Genomic DNA, 15,764 nt, shown 5'->3' on the forward strand with positions numbered 1-15,764 from the left:
ACGATGAGAATCATCGCCCGCCGAACACTGCGCGAGTTCTGGGAAGTGCATCCAGACGCCGAAGAACCATTGCGGACATGGTATACTTACGTCCGGCAAGCAGACTGGTATACGCCGAGCGATGTCAAGAGGATGTTCCGCACGGCAAGCTTTGTAGGGAACGACCGTGTTGTCTTCAACATCAAAGGCAACCGTTATCGACTAGTTGTCGTTGTTGTCTATCGCCATCATGCTGTCTACATCCGTTTTATTGGAACGCACCGTGAGTACAATGATATTGATGTGGCGACGGTTTAAGGCAGACCCACAACAGACCCACTTCTAGCGCATGTGGGGCACTGTGGTCTATAGGAGGTCAAGATCAATGGAAGTTAGACCGATCCGGAATGAGGCCGATTATCAGTATGCGCTTCAAGAAATTGACCGTCTTCTGCATGCTTCCTCAGGCACTGCGGATGAAGATAGGCTGGAGGTGCTGATCACTCTCGTGGATGCCTATGAGGAAGCTACAGAACCTATAGGCCCACCAGACCCTATTGAGGCCATTCTCTTTTATCTTGAGAATCAACAGCTGCCGCCCGAAGCCCTGGAGCCGTATCTAGGGCGGGATCAAGTTACCGTCGTGTTGGAGCGCCGGGTTCCCCTCTCCCTTGAGATGATCAGAAATCTCCGGGAAGGCTTAGGAATACCAGCCGACATCCTCATTCAGCGGTATGAACTGGAAGCGGCCTGAACATTGATACCTCCCACGACAAAAGACCTCAGCCTCGTCATCCCCGTCTACAACGAGGAGGACAACCTGGCCCCGCTGGCGGCCGAGATTCGCGCCGCGCTGGACGGCCGCGGCCTGGAGTACGAAGTCCTGTTCATCGATGACGGCAGCCGCGACGGCAGCTTCGCCTGCCTGCAGGAGTTGGCCGCGGCCGACGACCGCCTCGTCGCCATCCGCTTCCGGCGCAATTACGGCCAGACGGCGGCCTTCGCCGCCGGCTTCGACTACGCTCGCGGCGCGGTCATCGTCACCCTGGACGCCGACCGCCAGAACGACCCGGCCGACATCCCCACCCTGCTGGCCGAACTGGACAAGGGGTACGACGTGGTCAACGGCTGGCGGATCAACCGGCAGGACGACCTGGTGCGGCGCTTCCCGTCGCGCGTCGCCAACTGGCTCATCGCCCGGACGAGCGGTGTGAAGTTGCGCGACCGGGGCTGCTCGCTGCGCGCCTTCCGCGACTACGTGGTGCGCGACCTGAACCTCTACGGCGAGCTTCACCGCTTCATCCCCGAACTGGTCAGCTCGGCCGGCTTCTCCATGTCGGAAGTGCCGGTGAACCACCGCGCCCGTGTGGCCGGGGCGTCGAAGTACGGGCTGTCGCGCACCTTCCGCGTTATCCTCGACTTACTCACCATCCGCTTCCTGCGCAAGTACGGCGACCGGCCGATGCAGCTGTTCGGCCGGGTGGGCATTGTCCTGTTCGCCCTCGGCGCGCTCATCGGCGGCTATCTGACAGGGCTGAAGCTGTGGGCGGGCATCACCGGCGGGCTGGCCGGCTTTAACGCCATGCAGATCGGCGACCGGCCGCTGCTGCTGCTGGGCGTGCTACTGGTCATCCTGGGCGTGCAGTTCGTCGTCATGGGCCTCATCGCCGAACTGACGGTGCGCACTTATTACGAGACGCAGCACTTGCGCGTCTATCGGGTGCGGGAGGTGGTTGGGCGAGACGAGAATGGGACGCTGATGGACGCGGATTCGGACGCTGATTACCGCTGAAAGAGAAGTGCGCTCCCCGTCGGAAAGGGGGCGCACTTGTGGCCGCCCGCCTCTCAGGGTCTTGATTCAAGGCATGGTATAATCCACGCCATGCCCGAATTGAGTCGCTTCTTTGGCATTGTCATTCGCATGTACTATGATGATCATCCACCGCCCCACTTTCACGCCATCTATGGCAAGTTGGAAATGCAAGTCAGCATTGACCCAATCGCGATCATGAATGGAACGATGTCACGACGGGCGATCTCTATGATCATCGAATGGGCAGCGCTGCATCAGCATGAGCTTCTGGAGAATTGGCAACGGCTCAGAGAGGAGCAGCCCGTTGTGAAGATCGAGCCGCTGGAATAAAGGCGAGGCGAGCATGTTTCCCAGAATCAGCGATGTTCATCACGTGCGAGACTATGTCTTGCACATTCTATTTACCAATGGAGAAGAAGCGGACTTGGACTTGAGACACCGCATCGTCGCCCGGCGTGGGGTCTTCACGCCGCTGGAAGACATCACCTACTTCTCCCAAGTAGCGGTTGACCCAGAGGCCGGCACGCTCGTCTGGCCCAACGGCGTAGACCTTGATCCGGACGTGCTCTATAGCGAGGCGACCGGCACGCCGTTACCTAGCCCGCAAACCGCGTAATACACTCGACCATATGATCCTCATCATCGGCTTCGACGGCGCCACGTTCGACCTGATTCGGCCCTGGGCGGCTGAGGGGTATCTGCCCAATCTGGCTCGGCTCATGGACGGCGGCGTGACGGCCGGCCTCGCCTCCACCCTGCCGCCCGTCACCAGCCCCGCCTGGCCCACCTTCATGACCGGCGTCAACCCCGGCAAGCACGGCGTCTTCGACTTCATCCAGCCCCACGGTGAAAACTTCACCCTGGTCAACTCGACGCGCATCCGCCAGCCCACCCTGTGGCAGCGCCTCTCGGCCCTGGGCTACCGCGTCGGCGTGCTGAACGTGCCCGTCACCTACCCGCCCCAGCCAGTCAACGGCTTCGTCGTCACCGACATCCTCAGCCCGCGCAACGCCACTATCAGCCACCCGGCCGATCTCATCGCCCGCTATCAGGACACGCCCGGCCCCGACGGCCGCCCGCTCGGCCCCTACCGCGTCGCGCCCAACGTCCAGTACAAGCCGGGCAACGAGGCCGAGTTCATCGCCGACATCTACGATCTGATCGACGCCCACGGCCGCTGGGCCCTGGCGCTGATGGCCGCCGAGCCGGTGGATGTGCTGATGGTGCACTTCATCGCTATGGACGTAGCCAAGCACGCCCTGTGGCGCTTCATGGACCACAACCACGCCCGCTACGAATCCTCCCCCTACGAACACGCCATCCGCGACGGCTACGCCCGGGTGGACAAGTACGTGGGCCGGCTGATGGAGCGCCTGCCGGCCGGGTCGAGCGCCGTCGTCATGTCCGACCACGGCTTCGGGCCGCTGAAGAACATGGTCAACCTGAACGTGTTCTTCATGCAACAGGGGTTGCTGAAGCTCAAGCCGGACGCCATGACCCAACTCAAGGCGTGGGCCTTTCGCCACGGCATCACCCCCGCCGGCGCCTACCAATGGGTGTCGCGCGTCGGCTTGCAAAACCTCGTCGCCCGCGTCAGCAAGAAGGCGCGCAACGACATCGTCGGCAAGTTCCTCAGCTTTGACAGTGTGGACTGGAGCCGGACGATAGCTTATAGCATGGGCCACGTCGGCCAGGTGTACCTGAACCGCGTCGGGCGCGAGCCGCACGGCATCGTCAGCGATGCGGACTACGACCGCCGGCTGAACGAGGTGAGCGACGCCCTGGCCGAGTTGCGCGACGAGGGCGGGCAGCCCATCCTGACCAGGCTCACCCGCGGCCATGACGTGTACCACGGCCCCTACGCCGAACTGGGGCCCGACCTGCACCTGGAACTCGACCACTACGCCATGATCGCCTGTCCCCTCTTCGCCACCGAGGGGCGGGTGATGACCCGCCAGATTCGGGGCGACTCCGGCTGCCACCGGCGCGAGGGCATTTTCATCGCCGGCGGCGCGGGCATCCGTTCGGGCATCGCGCTGCCGGAGGCCAACATCCTCGACCTGGCCCCGACGCTGCTGCACCTGCTGGGCGAGCCGGTTCCGCGCGTCATGGACGGGCGCGTGCTGAGCGAGATCTTCACCGACCCCGCGCCGGTGCGCTATGCCGACGACGGCGAGGCGACCGTCGCCGCCGAACAGGGCTTCGACGCGGGCGAGGCGGAGCAGATTGAGGAGCGGTTGCGGGGGCTGGGGTATCTTTAGTCAAGCGGGGTTTTCTCTGGTAGAATGCAGATACTTCCAGATCGTGGTTCTGGACACGCTAGACTCGTAGACACTGAACGTCTCCAACAAAACACCGCACCGATAGGCTGGCTACCTACTCGGCTGCATAGGTCGCACCATGAGACTGCCCGACGCTGACGCCCTCATCTCCTCGGTCCAAGAGCACCTGCCGCCCCAGCGTTCGCTGCGCGGCGATCTCGTGTCCGGCCTGACCTTCGCCCTGGTCAACATCCCGCAGGGGATGGCGAACGCGCTGCTGGCCGGCGTCGACCCCGTGCGCGGACTCTATACGCTGATGGTTGGCATGCCGGTCGGCGGGCTCTCCACCGGCTCGGTCTTCATGAACGTCTCGACGACGAGCGCGCTGTCGGTCGCCGCCGGCAGCGCCCTGTTGACTATCCCTCCGCGGTTTCGCGTGGAAAGCCTTGTCTTACTCGTTGTGCTCGTCGGAGTCATTCAACTGCTGGCCGGCCTCCTCAGGCTGGGCACGCTCATGCGCTTCGTGTCCAACTCGGTCATGGTCGGCTTCACGACCGGCGTGTCCTTCATTATCATCCTGGGACAGCTGGCGGACTTTACCGGCTACGACAGCACCTTCCGCGGTCGCATTGCCGGTGGCCTGGACACCGTGCTGCGCGTGGGCCGGTGGTCATGGCCGGCCGTGGCCGTCGGCGGTCTCGTCCTCGTCCTCATTCTGTGGCTATCGCGAACGCGCTTCAGCAAATCCTCTTACTTGATCGCCCTGTTCGCGGGCACGCTCCTGGCCCTGGGACTCAATGCGCAAATGCCCGACGCGGTGCAACTGATCGCTCCCCTGCCCGATCAGCTGTTTAACATCACCAGGGCGGAGTTCGGGTACATCAGCATCTTGCTGCCCTCTGCCCTGGGCATCGCCATCATCGGCCTTGTCCAGGGGGCCGGCGTGGCCCAGAACTTTCCCAATCCCGACGGTCGTTTCGGTAACAGTTCGCGAGACTTCAGCGGCCAGGGCCTCGCTAACGTCGCCGCCGGGGTTCTGGGCGGCATCCCTGGCGGCGGCTCAATGTCCGGCACGGCGTTGATCGTCAGCGCCGGCGCGCAAACCCGCTGGGCCAACGTCTTCGGCGGACTCATCGTCGTCCCGCTCGTCGTGGTCTTCGGGCGGCTGTTCAGCCTCATCCCGACGCCGGCCCTGGCCGGGCTGCTCATCGCGGTGGGCGTGCAGAGCCTGCGACCGGGAGCGTTGCGCATGGTCTGGGAGACGAACCTCGCCTCGCGGATCGCGATGGGACTGACGCTAGCGGCGACGTTGATCATCCCCCTGCAATACGCCATCTTCGTCGGCATCGCCGTCTCGATCATGCTGCACGTCCTGCAATCCTCGTCGCTCGTCCGATTGATGGAAGTCGTGCCGGTGGAGCATGGCTATCCCATTGAGCAGGATGCCCCGGCGCGGCTGAAGAGCGACAGCGTCGTACTCCTCATGCCCTATGGCGACCTCTTCTTCGCCGCCGCGTCGAACCTGGAGACCATCCTGCCCGAAGTCGGCGAGACGGAACGGGCGGCGGTCGTGCTAACTCTGCGCGGCTACGAGGAGGTGGGCAGCACGTTCATCGGCGTCCTGCGCCGCTACGCGGAGTCGCTACAGGCAAGGGGGTGCCGCCTATATCTGGCCGGGGTTAGCCCCCGGCTCATGGATCAACTGCGCCGGACGGGCCTCTACCGTTTAATCGGCCCGGAGCGCGTCATACCTGCTGCGCCGCAGATCGGCACGGCCGCCAACGTGGCCCTGGCCGACGCCTATGCCTGGCTGGAGAAGCCGGCCGCGCCACAACTCTAGCGAATGGGGAGACGGGAGCCCGCGTAAAACCCCGCCAAGTTTGAATAAATTGTCAACTCTATACAAGCCGTTTGTATACTGTGGGATCAACGAGGAGACGCCATGCAACAGAACGATGCGACCACTTTCACCGCCGCGGCCAACGAGGCCCTACTCAACGAATTGAATTGGGAGGATACGCGGGACTTCGAGGCCGCCGCTCGAGGATTCATCGCCAGTCTGGATGATCCGGTCATCACAGACACCAACGGCCGCCCGGTGTGGGATCTAAGCGCCTACCCATTTTTGAAGGAGGAGACCGCCCCGCCCTCGGTTAACCCCAGCTTGTGGCGGATATCGCGGCTCAATGCCCTCTATCACGGCCTGTTCAAGGTCACCGACGGCGTGCATCAGATTCGCGGCTTTGATCTGTCGGTCATGAGTATCATCGAGACTGACAACGGCTACATCGTAATTGACCCTCTCGTCACCGTCCCAACCGCCAGGGCTGGCATGGAGTTGGTATATAAACACCTGGGCCGCAAACCTATTGTGGCCGTCATCTATACCCACAGCCACATTGACCATTGGGGCGGCGTCAAGGGAGTCATCTCGGAGGCGGATGTCCAGGCCGGCAACGTCAAGGTGATCGCCCCGGAACACTTCCTGGAGCACGCCATCAGCGAGAACATCATCACCGGTAACGTGATGAGCCGCCGCGCCAGCTACATGTATGGCAACCTCGTCCCTAAAGGGGTGAAAGGGCAGATAGGAACCGGGTTGGGGCAAACCACCTCATCAGGGACTCCCACGCTCATCGATCCAACCGACTTCATTGCTGAAACCGGCCAGAAGATGGTGATTGACGGTCTGGAGATCGAGTTCCAGATGACCCCGGGCGCCGAGGCCCCGGCCGAGTTCAACTTCCTCTTCCCCAAGTATCGGGCGCTGTGCATGGCCGAGAACTGCTCGCACAACATGCACAATCTCTACACCCTCCGCGGGGCGCAGGTACGCGATCCCAAAATCTGGGCGCACTATCTCAACGAGGCTATCGAGCACTTCGCCGGGCGCTACGACGTTATCTTCGCCAGCCATCACTGGCCCACCTGGGGACATGACGCCTGCGTTGACTTCCTGAAGAAGCAGCGAGACATGTACAAGTACCTGCACGACGAGACGCTGCGGCTGGCCAATCAGGGCTACACCATTCTGGAGATTCCAGAGATTATTCAGTTGCCGGCCGAACTGTTCCGAGCTTGGTATAACCGGGGCTACTATGGCAGCATCAACCACAACGTCAAGGCCGTCTATCAGCGCTACTTGGGCTTCTTCGACGGCAATCCGGCCACCCTCCACCAACTACCGCCGGAGGCAGCCGGCAAGCAGTACGTGGAGTTGGCCGGCGGGGCCGACGCGCTGCTGGCGAAGGCGCGCCAATCTTATGCCGAGGGCAACTATCGCTGGGTGGCCCAGGTGGTTAACCATCTGGTGTTCGCTGACCCAGACAACCGGGAAGCTCGCGAGTTGCAGGCCGATGCCCTGGAGCAACTCGGCTATCAGGCTGAATCCGGCCCATGGCGCAACTTCTATCTGAGTGGGGCCAAAGAACTGCGCGACGGGGTACTTGACCTGCCCGCTCCGAAGGCAGTCAGCCCCGACACCGTCCGGGCCACCCCACTGGATATGTTCTTCGATCTGCTGGGGGTGCGGCTCATCGGCCCCCAGGCCGAGGGCAAGGTCATCACCCTCAATGCCCACTTCACCGACATCGACGAGCAGTACGTCCTGGTCGTCGAAAACGGCGTATTGAACTACAGCAAGGGCAAGCAGGCCGATCGGACTGACGCCTCGCTGACCACAACACGCGCCACGCTGGACCGTATCGTGCTGGGCGAGACGACGGCGGCTGAGGCGCTGGCGGCGGGCGAAGCCACTATTGACGGCGATCCGCAGAAGCTTGTCGAATTCCTGTCGCTGTTGGATACCTTCGAGTTCTGGTTCAACATGGTCACGCCCTGACAGGGTAGGGGCAGACCCGCGTGTCTGCCCCAGGGCGCACACGCAGGTGCGCCCCTATTTTGAGGCCGCCAATCCAGTTTCATTCAATGGAGTTTTACCATGCTACGACGCGACAATCGCCAAACCCGGCGCGAAGAGCGCCACGGTGGCCCGACAGCGGCCGACCCGACCGCCGGCGGCCCGGCCCGCTACCAGATTCGCCAGCGCATGTTCGCCATCGGCAACGACTTCTGGATCGAGAATGACCGCGGCCTCAAGGCCTACAAGGTCGACGGCCGGGCCTTGCGCATCCGCAACACCCTCATCCTGGAAGACAGTCGCGGCCAGCAAGTGGCCCGCATCCAGCAGCGCCTGCTGCGCGTGCGCGACACGATGGAGATCGAAGACCCCAACGGCCAGCGCATCGGCCTGGTCAGGAAGGCGCTCATCACCCCTCTGCGCGACCGCTGGACGGTCAACATCCGCAACGGCCCCGACCTGGACGTGCGGGGCAACATCCTTGACCTGGAATATACCATCACCGACGGACGCAACACGGTGGCCGAGGTGTCGAAGCGCTTCTTCCGCGTGCGCGACACCTACGGCGTCCAGATCGCGCCCGGCCAGGACGAGGTGGTCATCCTGATGATCGTCATCGCCATTGACGACATGGCCCATCCCGGCCGGTAATCAAAGAGAGGAGCATCCGCAGATTTCGCAGATTCTTAGGGAGAAGAGAGAGTGGAGCTTGAAGTCTATCCCGTCACCGCCGAGCGTTGGCCCGACCTGGAAGCGCTCTTCGGCCCGAAGGGCGCTTACGCCGGTTGCTGGTGCATGTTCTGGCGACTGGAGCGCGGCGAGTTCAAGCAGCTGAAGGGCGAGGGAACCAGGGCCGTGTTGCAGGAGATGGCCTGCGACAACAAAGTGCCGGGCTTTCTGGCCTACGATGAGAGTGGCGCGATCGGCTGGTGCTCGGCCGGGCCGCGGGAGCAGTACGCCGCGCTGGAGAATTCGCGCATCCTCAAGCGCGTGGACGACCAACCAGTCTGGTCGGTCGTCTGCTTCTACGTCGCCAAGAACGCGCGGAGCCAGGGTGTGATGTACGCGCTGCTGCGCGGCGTCGTGGCCTATGCCGGGCAGCAGGGCGCGCGCATCATCGAGGGCTATCCCATCGACATGCAGACGCCGAAGTTGGCTGGGCAGAAGTTGACCAGCTATGCCGGCTACATGGGCGTGGCTTCCGTCTTCCGCGACGTGGGCTTTGTGGAGGTGGGGCGCGCTTCAGAGACGCAGCTTATCATGCGTTATACGATCAGTTAAAGAAGAGCATATCTGCAAAGAGAAGCAATGAAGCAACATAGTGAAGGTTGGCCCGAAATCACGTACCAGTACTTCATGCACTACTTCTGGGAACGGTGTCGGCTCTAGATTAGCCCTCGCTCACGATAGACTTTCTCTTCATCTCCCGTGATATAGGCGAAGATTCGCGGTGTCTCGTCGCGTACTTGCACGAAGTAGATCACGTCGAAGTCAATCGCATCGCGGCGGCCGTCCGGACGGGCATAGTGGGCACGCCAGTGGACTCTCGTCATACTGTGTTGCTCGTCCAGCGGCGTTATCGCAAGCCCGGTGATGTTCATGGCCTCCGTACCGATGGCCCGATAGAAGGCAAACCCCTGAGGGATGACGGCGCGGAAGGTCTCATCATTGGCGCCGCCGCTGACGCCGTTGGGGTTAGCCTGCACCACATAGTCGGCGAACGCGGCAGCCGTGGCCTCCACGTCCACGACTGGCGGTTCGGCTAGCGCCCGGTTCGTGCGAGCCTCGTATTTGGCAAAGAACGCTTGTAACTTTTGCTCCATCGTCTCCATATACGCATACTCCTCAGAAAAGACAAACTACAGATCACACACCTATTCTTCAGTGAGCACCTCTCGAAACATGCCCAATCTGTGGATGATCCTCTTAAGAATACCAGAACAGGAGCGAATCACATGACGCCAACAGCCGCCGACAGCCGCCTCTACCTCTGCGCCCCGGTCAACGCTATCGTCGAGGGCATCTACGAGGAGCATATCCCCTTCAGCGCGATCAAGCGCCACGGCGATTTCGGCTTGGGCACGTTCGACAGGCTCGATGGGGAGATGGTCATGCTCGACGGCCGCGTCTACCAGATGCGCGCCGACGGCTGCGTGGTCGAGGTGGGCGACGACGCGCTCACCCCCTTCGCCGCCGTCACCTTCTACCGGCCGGAGCGCCACCTCGACCTGGACGGCGAACTGAGCCACGACGACTTCCTGCGCCGCCTGCAAGAGACCCTACCCTCGCCCAACATCTTCTACGCCTTTCGCATTGAGGGGGAGTTCGCCTACATGAAGGTGCGCTCCGTGCCCAAGTCGGAGTGCTACATCCCGCTGGTGGAGATCGCCAAGGAGCAGCCGGTCTTCGAGTTCGACGACATCCACGGGACGCTGGCTGGCTTCTACACGCCCGACTTCATGGCCTCGGTCAGCGTGCCGGGCATGCACCTGCACTTCCTATCCGACGATCTCGCCCACGGCGGCCACCTGCTGACCTGCCGGCCGCGACGGGTGCGCGTTGGCATTCAGCCGATCTACACCGTGGAGTTGGCCCTGCCGACGACGCCCTACTATCTGGGCTGGGACTTTCAGCGGAACGTGCGCGACGATCTCGATAGGGCCGAGAAATAAGAGGAATGATCCGTAGATTACGCAGATTTTAAAGAGGCTCACGCCAAGATCGCCAAGTGCGTTCTTGGCGTGAGCCTCTTAATCTGCGAAATCTGCGGATCACACCTTCCGCGCCAGGAGATAGGCTCGCCGGCTCTGATACTCCACGTCCGGCGCGTACGGTTCGCGCTCGACGATCTCCTCAATAGCGTAGCCCGCCTCCTCTAGATAAGTAGCCATCTCCGCCGCGGCATAGAAGGTGTAGTGGATGGCGACCTCGTGCCCCCACATCTCCGTTTCATGCCCCTCCGCGTCGCCGATGTGAAAGGCCAGCAGCAGCAGCCCGCCCGGCTTCAGCACGCGGCGCATCTCGCGCAGCGCAGCCAGAATCTCGGCGCGGGGGATGTGGATAATAGAGTAAAAAGCGACGATGCCCGCCCAGATGTTGTCCGGTTCCTCCAGGGCCAGCATGTTGCCCCGATAGAACTCAATGTCCGGGTTCAGCGCCGCCGCCTGTTCCAGCATCCCCGGCGACAGATCAACGCCGACCATGTCCAGGCCGTTGTCGGCCAGATAACGGGCGATGTGGCCCGGCCCACAGCCCATGTCGCAGACGATGCCGCGCCCGCGCAGCCGCTCGGCGAAGCGATCCAGCGCCTCGCGGTCGAACGGTTTGCCGGCCAGTTCGTCGTAGATGCGTCGCACGTACTCCGCCGCCACCCGGTCATAGCTCTCCCGCATGTCGGCCAGCCGTTTCTCGTCCATGTTTTCACCTTCTGCTCTGCATCGCCACGGCCCCTGTCACCAGGTCGAGCCACCACACCTCTTCAAACGAGGCGTCGTCGTTGCGGGCGCGGAACTCGACCGTGCGCTCATCGACGAAGCGCAGCGAGTCGGTCGCCAGGGCGTTCTCGCCCGGCGTGTCGGGCCAGCGGGTGACGTAGCGGGTGGCCGCCTCACCCGCGTCGCCGGTGGCGGGGTCCGTAGTCGGCTCCACAAAGAAGAAGCAGGTCGGCGCGGTGTGACGCGAGCCGCAGGTGTCGTCAGGCGCGCAGCGCGCCGGCTCCGTCTCACTGCCGCAGGACGGCGCGGCCCGCTCGTTGGCGACGATCAGCGTGTAGGGCGCGTACGGGTTGCGGGCCACGGCCACGACGCGATAGGGGGCGTCGATGAAGGCCCGCACCAGGTTCAACGCGCCGGCAGCCACAGGCGGGACGGGCGTCGCCGCCGGCCGGCTCGGTTCCGCGGCGTCGGCCAGCAGTGGGGCGACGGAGGGGGCGGGCGGCGCGGGCGGGGTGGGGTCGCGCGCGGCCGACGTGCAGGCCGCCAGGGCCAGCAACGGCAACAACGCCCAACGACTCGCACGCGCCAGGGTACTCATCGGCATCTTTCCGCCCACTATCAAATGAGGGCAGACACGTAGGTCTGCCCCTACTCTAGCGCGATGGGGGGTGGTTGTCGATGATAAAGGATCAACGCCAGGACGCGAAGACGCCAAGTCTGAAAGTAGACTTGGCGTCTCTATAGCTCCGCATGTCGTCCTACGAAAGTCTGCGAAATCTGCGGATGATTTCTTTACGCAGCTTCGTATTCGCCTTCGACAACGTCATCGTCAGCCGCGGTCGCCGGGCCGGCGCCGGCCGGGCCGCCCTGGTTCTGATACATCGCCTCGCCCAGCGACATGGCCGCGCGCTGCACGTCCTCGGTCAGCTGGCGGATGCGGGCGGTGTCCTCACCCTGCATGGCCTGGCGCAACTCGGCGATCTGGCCTTCCAACTGCGTCTGGATGCCGGCCGGAGCGCTGCCGTTCAGGCCGCTCAGGCTCTTCTCCGTCTGGTAGATGACCTGGTCGGCGGCGTTGCGCGCCTCGATCAACTCGCGGCGGCGCTGGTCTTCGCCGGCGTGCGACTCGGCGTCCTTCACCATCCGCTTGATCTCGGCTTCGTTCAGGTTGGTGCTGGCCGTGATCGTCACCTGCTGGCTGCGGCCGGTCGCCCGGTCTTTGGCCGTGACGTTCAGAATGCCGTTGGCGTCAATGTCGAACGTGACCTCGATCTGCGGGATGCCCCGCGGCGCGGGCGGCAGCCCCTCCAGCCGGAAGACGCCCAGCGCGTTGTTGTCCTTCGCCAGCGGGCGCTCGCCCTGCAAGATGTGGATGTCCACCGCCGTCTGGTTGTCCTCGGCCGTGCTGAACGTCTCGCTTTTGCGCGTCGGGATGGTCGTGTTGCGCGGGATGAGCGTGGTCATCACGCCACCCAGTGTCTCCAGACCCAGACTCAGCGGCGTCACGTCCAGCAACAGCACGTCCGTCACGTCGCCGGCCAGCACGCCCGCCTGCAAGGCCGCGCCGATCGCCACCACCTCATCGGGGTTGACGCTCTTGTTCGGCTCCTTGCCGGTCAGCTTGCGCACCAACTCCTGCACCTGCGGCATGCGCGTCGAACCGCCGACCAGCACGATCTCATCCAGGTCGCCGGCCTTCATGCCCGCGTCCTGCACCGCGCGATTGAACGGCTCCACGATGCGCTGCAACAGATGCTCGGTCAACTGCTCGAACTTGGCGCGGGTCAGGCGCATTTGCAGATGCTTCGGCCCGTTCATGTCCGCGGTAATGAAAGGCAGATTGATCTCCGTCTCCATCGTGCTGGAGAGTTCGATCTTGGCCTTCTCGGCCGCCTCGCGAACACGCTGCAACGCCTGACGATCCTGCTTCAGGTCGATGCCCTGATCGCGCAGGAACTCGCTCGTTACCCAGTCCACGACGGCCAGGTCCCAGTCATCGCCGCCCAGGTGGGTGTCGCCATTCGTGGAGACGACTTCGATGAGGCCCTCGCTCACGTCCAGGACGGACACGTCGAACGTGCCGCCGCCCAGGTCGAAGACGAGGATGCGCTCGTCCTTCTGCTTGTCCAGCCCATAGGCCAGAGCCGCGGCCGTCGGCTCGTTGATGATGCGCAGCACGTCCAGCCCGGCGATACGGCCGGCGTCCTTGGTGGCCTGGCGCTGGCTATCGTTGAAGTAGGCCGGCACAGTGATGACGGCCTGCGTGACCGGCTGGCCGAGGTAATCTTCGGCGTCCTTCTTCAGCTTGCCCAGCACCATGGCCGAGATCTCTTGCGGCGTATAGCTCTGGTTCTTGACCGGGACGCGAATGCGCACATCCGCCTGCGCGCCCTTCTCGATGGGATAGGGCAGGCGGCGGCGGTCTTCGACCGTCTCGGTATCGTCGAAATGGCGGCCGATGAAGCGCTTGACGGAGAAGATGGTGTTCTCCGGGTTGATGGTAGCCTGGCGCTTGGCCGTCTGGCCGACGAGACGCTCGCCAGTCTTGGTGAAGGCGACCATCGACGGGATCAGGCGGCCCCCCTCGGCGGTCGTGATCACAGTCGGCTCGCCGCCTTCCATGACCGCCACGACCGAGTTGGTGGTGCCCAGGTCGATTCCTACGATTTTGCTCATGGTGATACTCCCTTCCGGTATTCAGTACTCAGTGAATCAGTATTCAGTCGTTTGATTGCCAGTTTGGTAACAGCTATACCTTATCCGGTCAGCGTAAGAATGATGTTGGTACAATGTATGCGTTGTGTATGTGGCACGGGTTAAGAAACCCGTGCCACAAGCCCGGAGAGACTATGAACTGGCAACCACCCAACGACTGGCTGCGTATCACGACTATCGACGCCCACACCGCCGGCGAGCCGCTGCGCATTATCACCGGCGGGTTGCCGCCCATCCCCGGCGACACCATCCTCGCCAAGCGGCGCTATGCCCGCGAACACCTCGACCACCTGCGCACGGCCCTGATGTGGGAGCCGCGCGGCCACGCCGACATGTACGGCTGCATCCCCACCGCGCCGGTGACGCCCGATGGCGACCTGGGCGTGCTCTTTCTGCACAACGAGGGCTTCAGCACCATGTGCGGCCACGGCATCATCGGCCTGGTGCAGGTGGGCATGCAGACGGGACTGATCGCGCCTGGGCCGGTTGTGCGGCTGGACACGCCCGCCGGCCGCGTGACCGCCTTCCCCCAGTTCGACGCCGCCGGCCGCGTGACCGGCGTCGCCTTCCACAACGTGCCGTCGTTCGTCTACGCGCTCGATCAGGTGGTGGACGTGCCCAGCCTCGGCCGCGTGCGCTACGACGTGGCCTTCGGCGGCGCGTTCTACGCCTACGTGCGGGCCGAGGAGGTGGGCGTTGGGCTGACATCGGCCGACTTCCGCGCTCTCATCGATCTGGGCGTGCGCATCAAACGGGCGGTCATGGCCGCGGGCATCCCCCAGCACCCGTTCGAGCCGGACCTGAGCCTGCTCTACGGCGTCATCTTCGTCGGCGCGGCGCAGACCTCAGAGGTTCGCGGCGAACCTCTGAGGTCTAGACGGTCGCGCGAGGTATGTGTCTTCGCCGACGGCGAAGTAGACCGCAGCCCGACGGGGACGGGGGTCAGCGGGCGGGCGGCGCTGCACCATGCGCGCCGCGAGATCGGCGTGGGCGAGCCGTTCGTGGTCGAGAGTATTTTGGGGACGGTATTCACCGGTGAGGTGGTAGAAGCGACGACGTTTGGGCCGTACGCCGCCGTGGTGCCGCGGGTGACGGGGACGGCGTTTGTGGTGGGTAGGAGTGAACTGCTGATTGATCCGCAAGACCCGTTGGGGGACGGGTTCATTCTGCGCTAACTTCCACCAGCCGTATTGCCAGCTATCGATTTGTGACATTTGTCACCCATTTCAATGACAAATGTCACATGACAGCATGGAAAATTACGCCCTATCCTATCAATAGGATTGCCTACGCGCGCAATCCCGCGTCGCGTCGCACGCAGTCTGTCCCTCATTGGGGGAGGGATGCCATGAACCGCCAACTTTTACCTTCGCCTCGTTGGTTCGTTCTCCTTGTCGTCGTCACACTCTCACTAGTTCTGAGTTCGGCCAGCCTTGCCCAGGGCTCTACCGGTACCATCGAACGTTTGTCAGTTAGCTCTGCCGGCACAGAGGCAAACAACAGTTCATCCATGCCGGCCATCTCCCCCGACGGCCGCTACGTGGCATTCGAGTCCGATGCCACCAACCTCGTCACCGGGGATACGAATGGGATGCTCGACATCTTCTTCCGTGACCGGCAGACGGGCCAGACAACCCGCGTCTCGGTCAGCTCTAGTGGCGCACAAGGCAACGGAGATTCGTCCAAGCCCGCGGTTTCGAGCG

16 protein-coding genes and 1 pseudogene are annotated in these 15,764 nt (G+C 63.3%); 13 read left to right on the plus strand and 4 right to left on the minus strand.

Going from position 1 to position 15,764, the window contains the following annotated elements:
* The 10 genes from ACE3UY_RS12335 to ACE3UY_RS12380 all read left to right on the plus strand — a co-directional run.
* On the plus strand, positions 1–297 hold a 297-nt coding region (locus ACE3UY_RS12335), incomplete at its 5' end, for a type II toxin-antitoxin system HigB family toxin (protein ID WP_374687817.1).
* Between the two features lie 67 nt (positions 298–364).
* Entirely contained in the window at positions 365–733 is a 369-nt protein-coding gene (locus ACE3UY_RS12340) for a type II toxin-antitoxin system HigA family antitoxin (RefSeq protein WP_374687818.1), read from the plus strand.
* A gap of 3 nt (positions 734–736) precedes the next feature.
* The gene (locus tag ACE3UY_RS12345; protein ID WP_374687819.1) at positions 737–1,771 is read left to right on the plus strand and encodes a glycosyltransferase family 2 protein; all 1,035 of its coding nucleotides are present in this window, start codon (positions 737–739) and stop codon (positions 1,769–1,771) included.
* A gap of 90 nt (positions 1,772–1,861) precedes the next feature.
* Positions 1,862–2,122, plus strand: coding sequence for a DUF4160 domain-containing protein (locus ACE3UY_RS12350; RefSeq protein ID WP_374687820.1), 261 nt, complete (start codon positions 1,862–1,864; stop codon positions 2,120–2,122).
* Between the two features lie 13 nt (positions 2,123–2,135).
* Entirely contained in the window at positions 2,136–2,408 is a 273-nt protein-coding gene (locus ACE3UY_RS12355) for a DUF2442 domain-containing protein (protein ID WP_374687821.1), read from the plus strand.
* A gap of 13 nt (positions 2,409–2,421) precedes the next feature.
* Complete coding sequence (locus tag ACE3UY_RS12360) at positions 2,422–4,053, plus strand: alkaline phosphatase family protein (RefSeq protein WP_374687822.1); 1,632 nt, start codon at positions 2,422–2,424, stop codon at positions 4,051–4,053.
* 139 nt (positions 4,054–4,192) lie between these two features.
* Positions 4,193–5,893 (plus strand): SulP family inorganic anion transporter, encoded by a 1,701-nt coding sequence (locus ACE3UY_RS12365; protein ID WP_374687823.1) that lies wholly within the window; start codon positions 4,193–4,195, stop codon positions 5,891–5,893.
* A gap of 102 nt (positions 5,894–5,995) precedes the next feature.
* Positions 5,996–7,894, plus strand: a complete 1,899-nt coding sequence (locus ACE3UY_RS12370; protein WP_374687824.1) for an alkyl/aryl-sulfatase — start codon at positions 5,996–5,998, stop codon at positions 7,892–7,894.
* Between the two features lie 99 nt (positions 7,895–7,993).
* Positions 7,994–8,563, plus strand: coding sequence for an LURP-one-related/scramblase family protein (locus tag ACE3UY_RS12375; protein ID WP_374687825.1), 570 nt, complete (start codon positions 7,994–7,996; stop codon positions 8,561–8,563).
* 51 nt (positions 8,564–8,614) lie between these two features.
* Complete coding sequence (locus ACE3UY_RS12380) at positions 8,615–9,193, plus strand: GNAT family N-acetyltransferase (protein ID WP_374687826.1); 579 nt, start codon at positions 8,615–8,617, stop codon at positions 9,191–9,193.
* 104 nt (positions 9,194–9,297) lie between these two features.
* On the opposite strand, the gene ACE3UY_RS12385 is transcribed toward ACE3UY_RS12380, so the two are convergent.
* Positions 9,298–9,744, minus strand: coding sequence for a hypothetical protein (locus ACE3UY_RS12385; protein ID WP_374687827.1), 447 nt, complete (start codon positions 9,742–9,744; stop codon positions 9,298–9,300).
* Positions 9,745–9,867: 123 nt separating this feature from the next.
* Between ACE3UY_RS12385 and budA the strand changes: the two genes are divergently transcribed.
* The gene (gene budA, locus ACE3UY_RS12390; protein ID WP_374687828.1) at positions 9,868–10,584 is read left to right on the plus strand and encodes an acetolactate decarboxylase; all 717 of its coding nucleotides are present in this window, start codon (positions 9,868–9,870) and stop codon (positions 10,582–10,584) included.
* 99 nt (positions 10,585–10,683) lie between these two features.
* Here budA and ACE3UY_RS12395 read toward each other — a convergent pair whose 3' ends face one another.
* The 3 genes from ACE3UY_RS12395 to dnaK all read right to left on the minus strand — a co-directional run bounded on the left by ACE3UY_RS12395 (position 10,684) and on the right by dnaK (position 14,022).
* A complete protein-coding gene (locus ACE3UY_RS12395) occupies positions 10,684–11,328 on the minus strand; it encodes a class I SAM-dependent methyltransferase (RefSeq protein WP_374687829.1) in 645 nt (214 codons plus the stop codon).
* Between the two features lie 4 nt (positions 11,329–11,332).
* Positions 11,333–11,950: a hypothetical protein gene (locus tag ACE3UY_RS12400; protein ID WP_374687830.1), complete on the minus strand. Its 618-nt coding sequence runs from the start codon at positions 11,948–11,950 to the stop codon at positions 11,333–11,335.
* 188 nt (positions 11,951–12,138) lie between these two features.
* Complete coding sequence (dnaK, locus tag ACE3UY_RS12405) at positions 12,139–14,022, minus strand: molecular chaperone DnaK (RefSeq protein WP_374687831.1); 1,884 nt, start codon at positions 14,020–14,022, stop codon at positions 12,139–12,141.
* A 173-nt stretch (positions 14,023–14,195) separates the two neighbouring features.
* Here dnaK and ACE3UY_RS12410 point away from each other — a divergent pair, with 173 nt between their 5' ends.
* Together ACE3UY_RS12410 and ACE3UY_RS12415 are read left to right on the plus strand one after the other, a co-directional pair.
* Complete coding sequence (locus ACE3UY_RS12410; protein ID WP_374687832.1) at positions 14,196–15,236, plus strand: proline racemase family protein; 1,041 nt, start codon at positions 14,196–14,198, stop codon at positions 15,234–15,236.
* A 173-nt stretch (positions 15,237–15,409) separates the two neighbouring features.
* A pseudogene (locus ACE3UY_RS12415) lies at positions 15,410–15,764 on the plus strand (hypothetical protein); the annotation flags it as partial.

It is taken from the genome of Promineifilum sp. (SeqCode) (assembly GCF_041918635.1).
Lineage (GTDB): Bacteria > Chloroflexota > Anaerolineae > Promineifilales > Promineifilaceae > Promineifilum.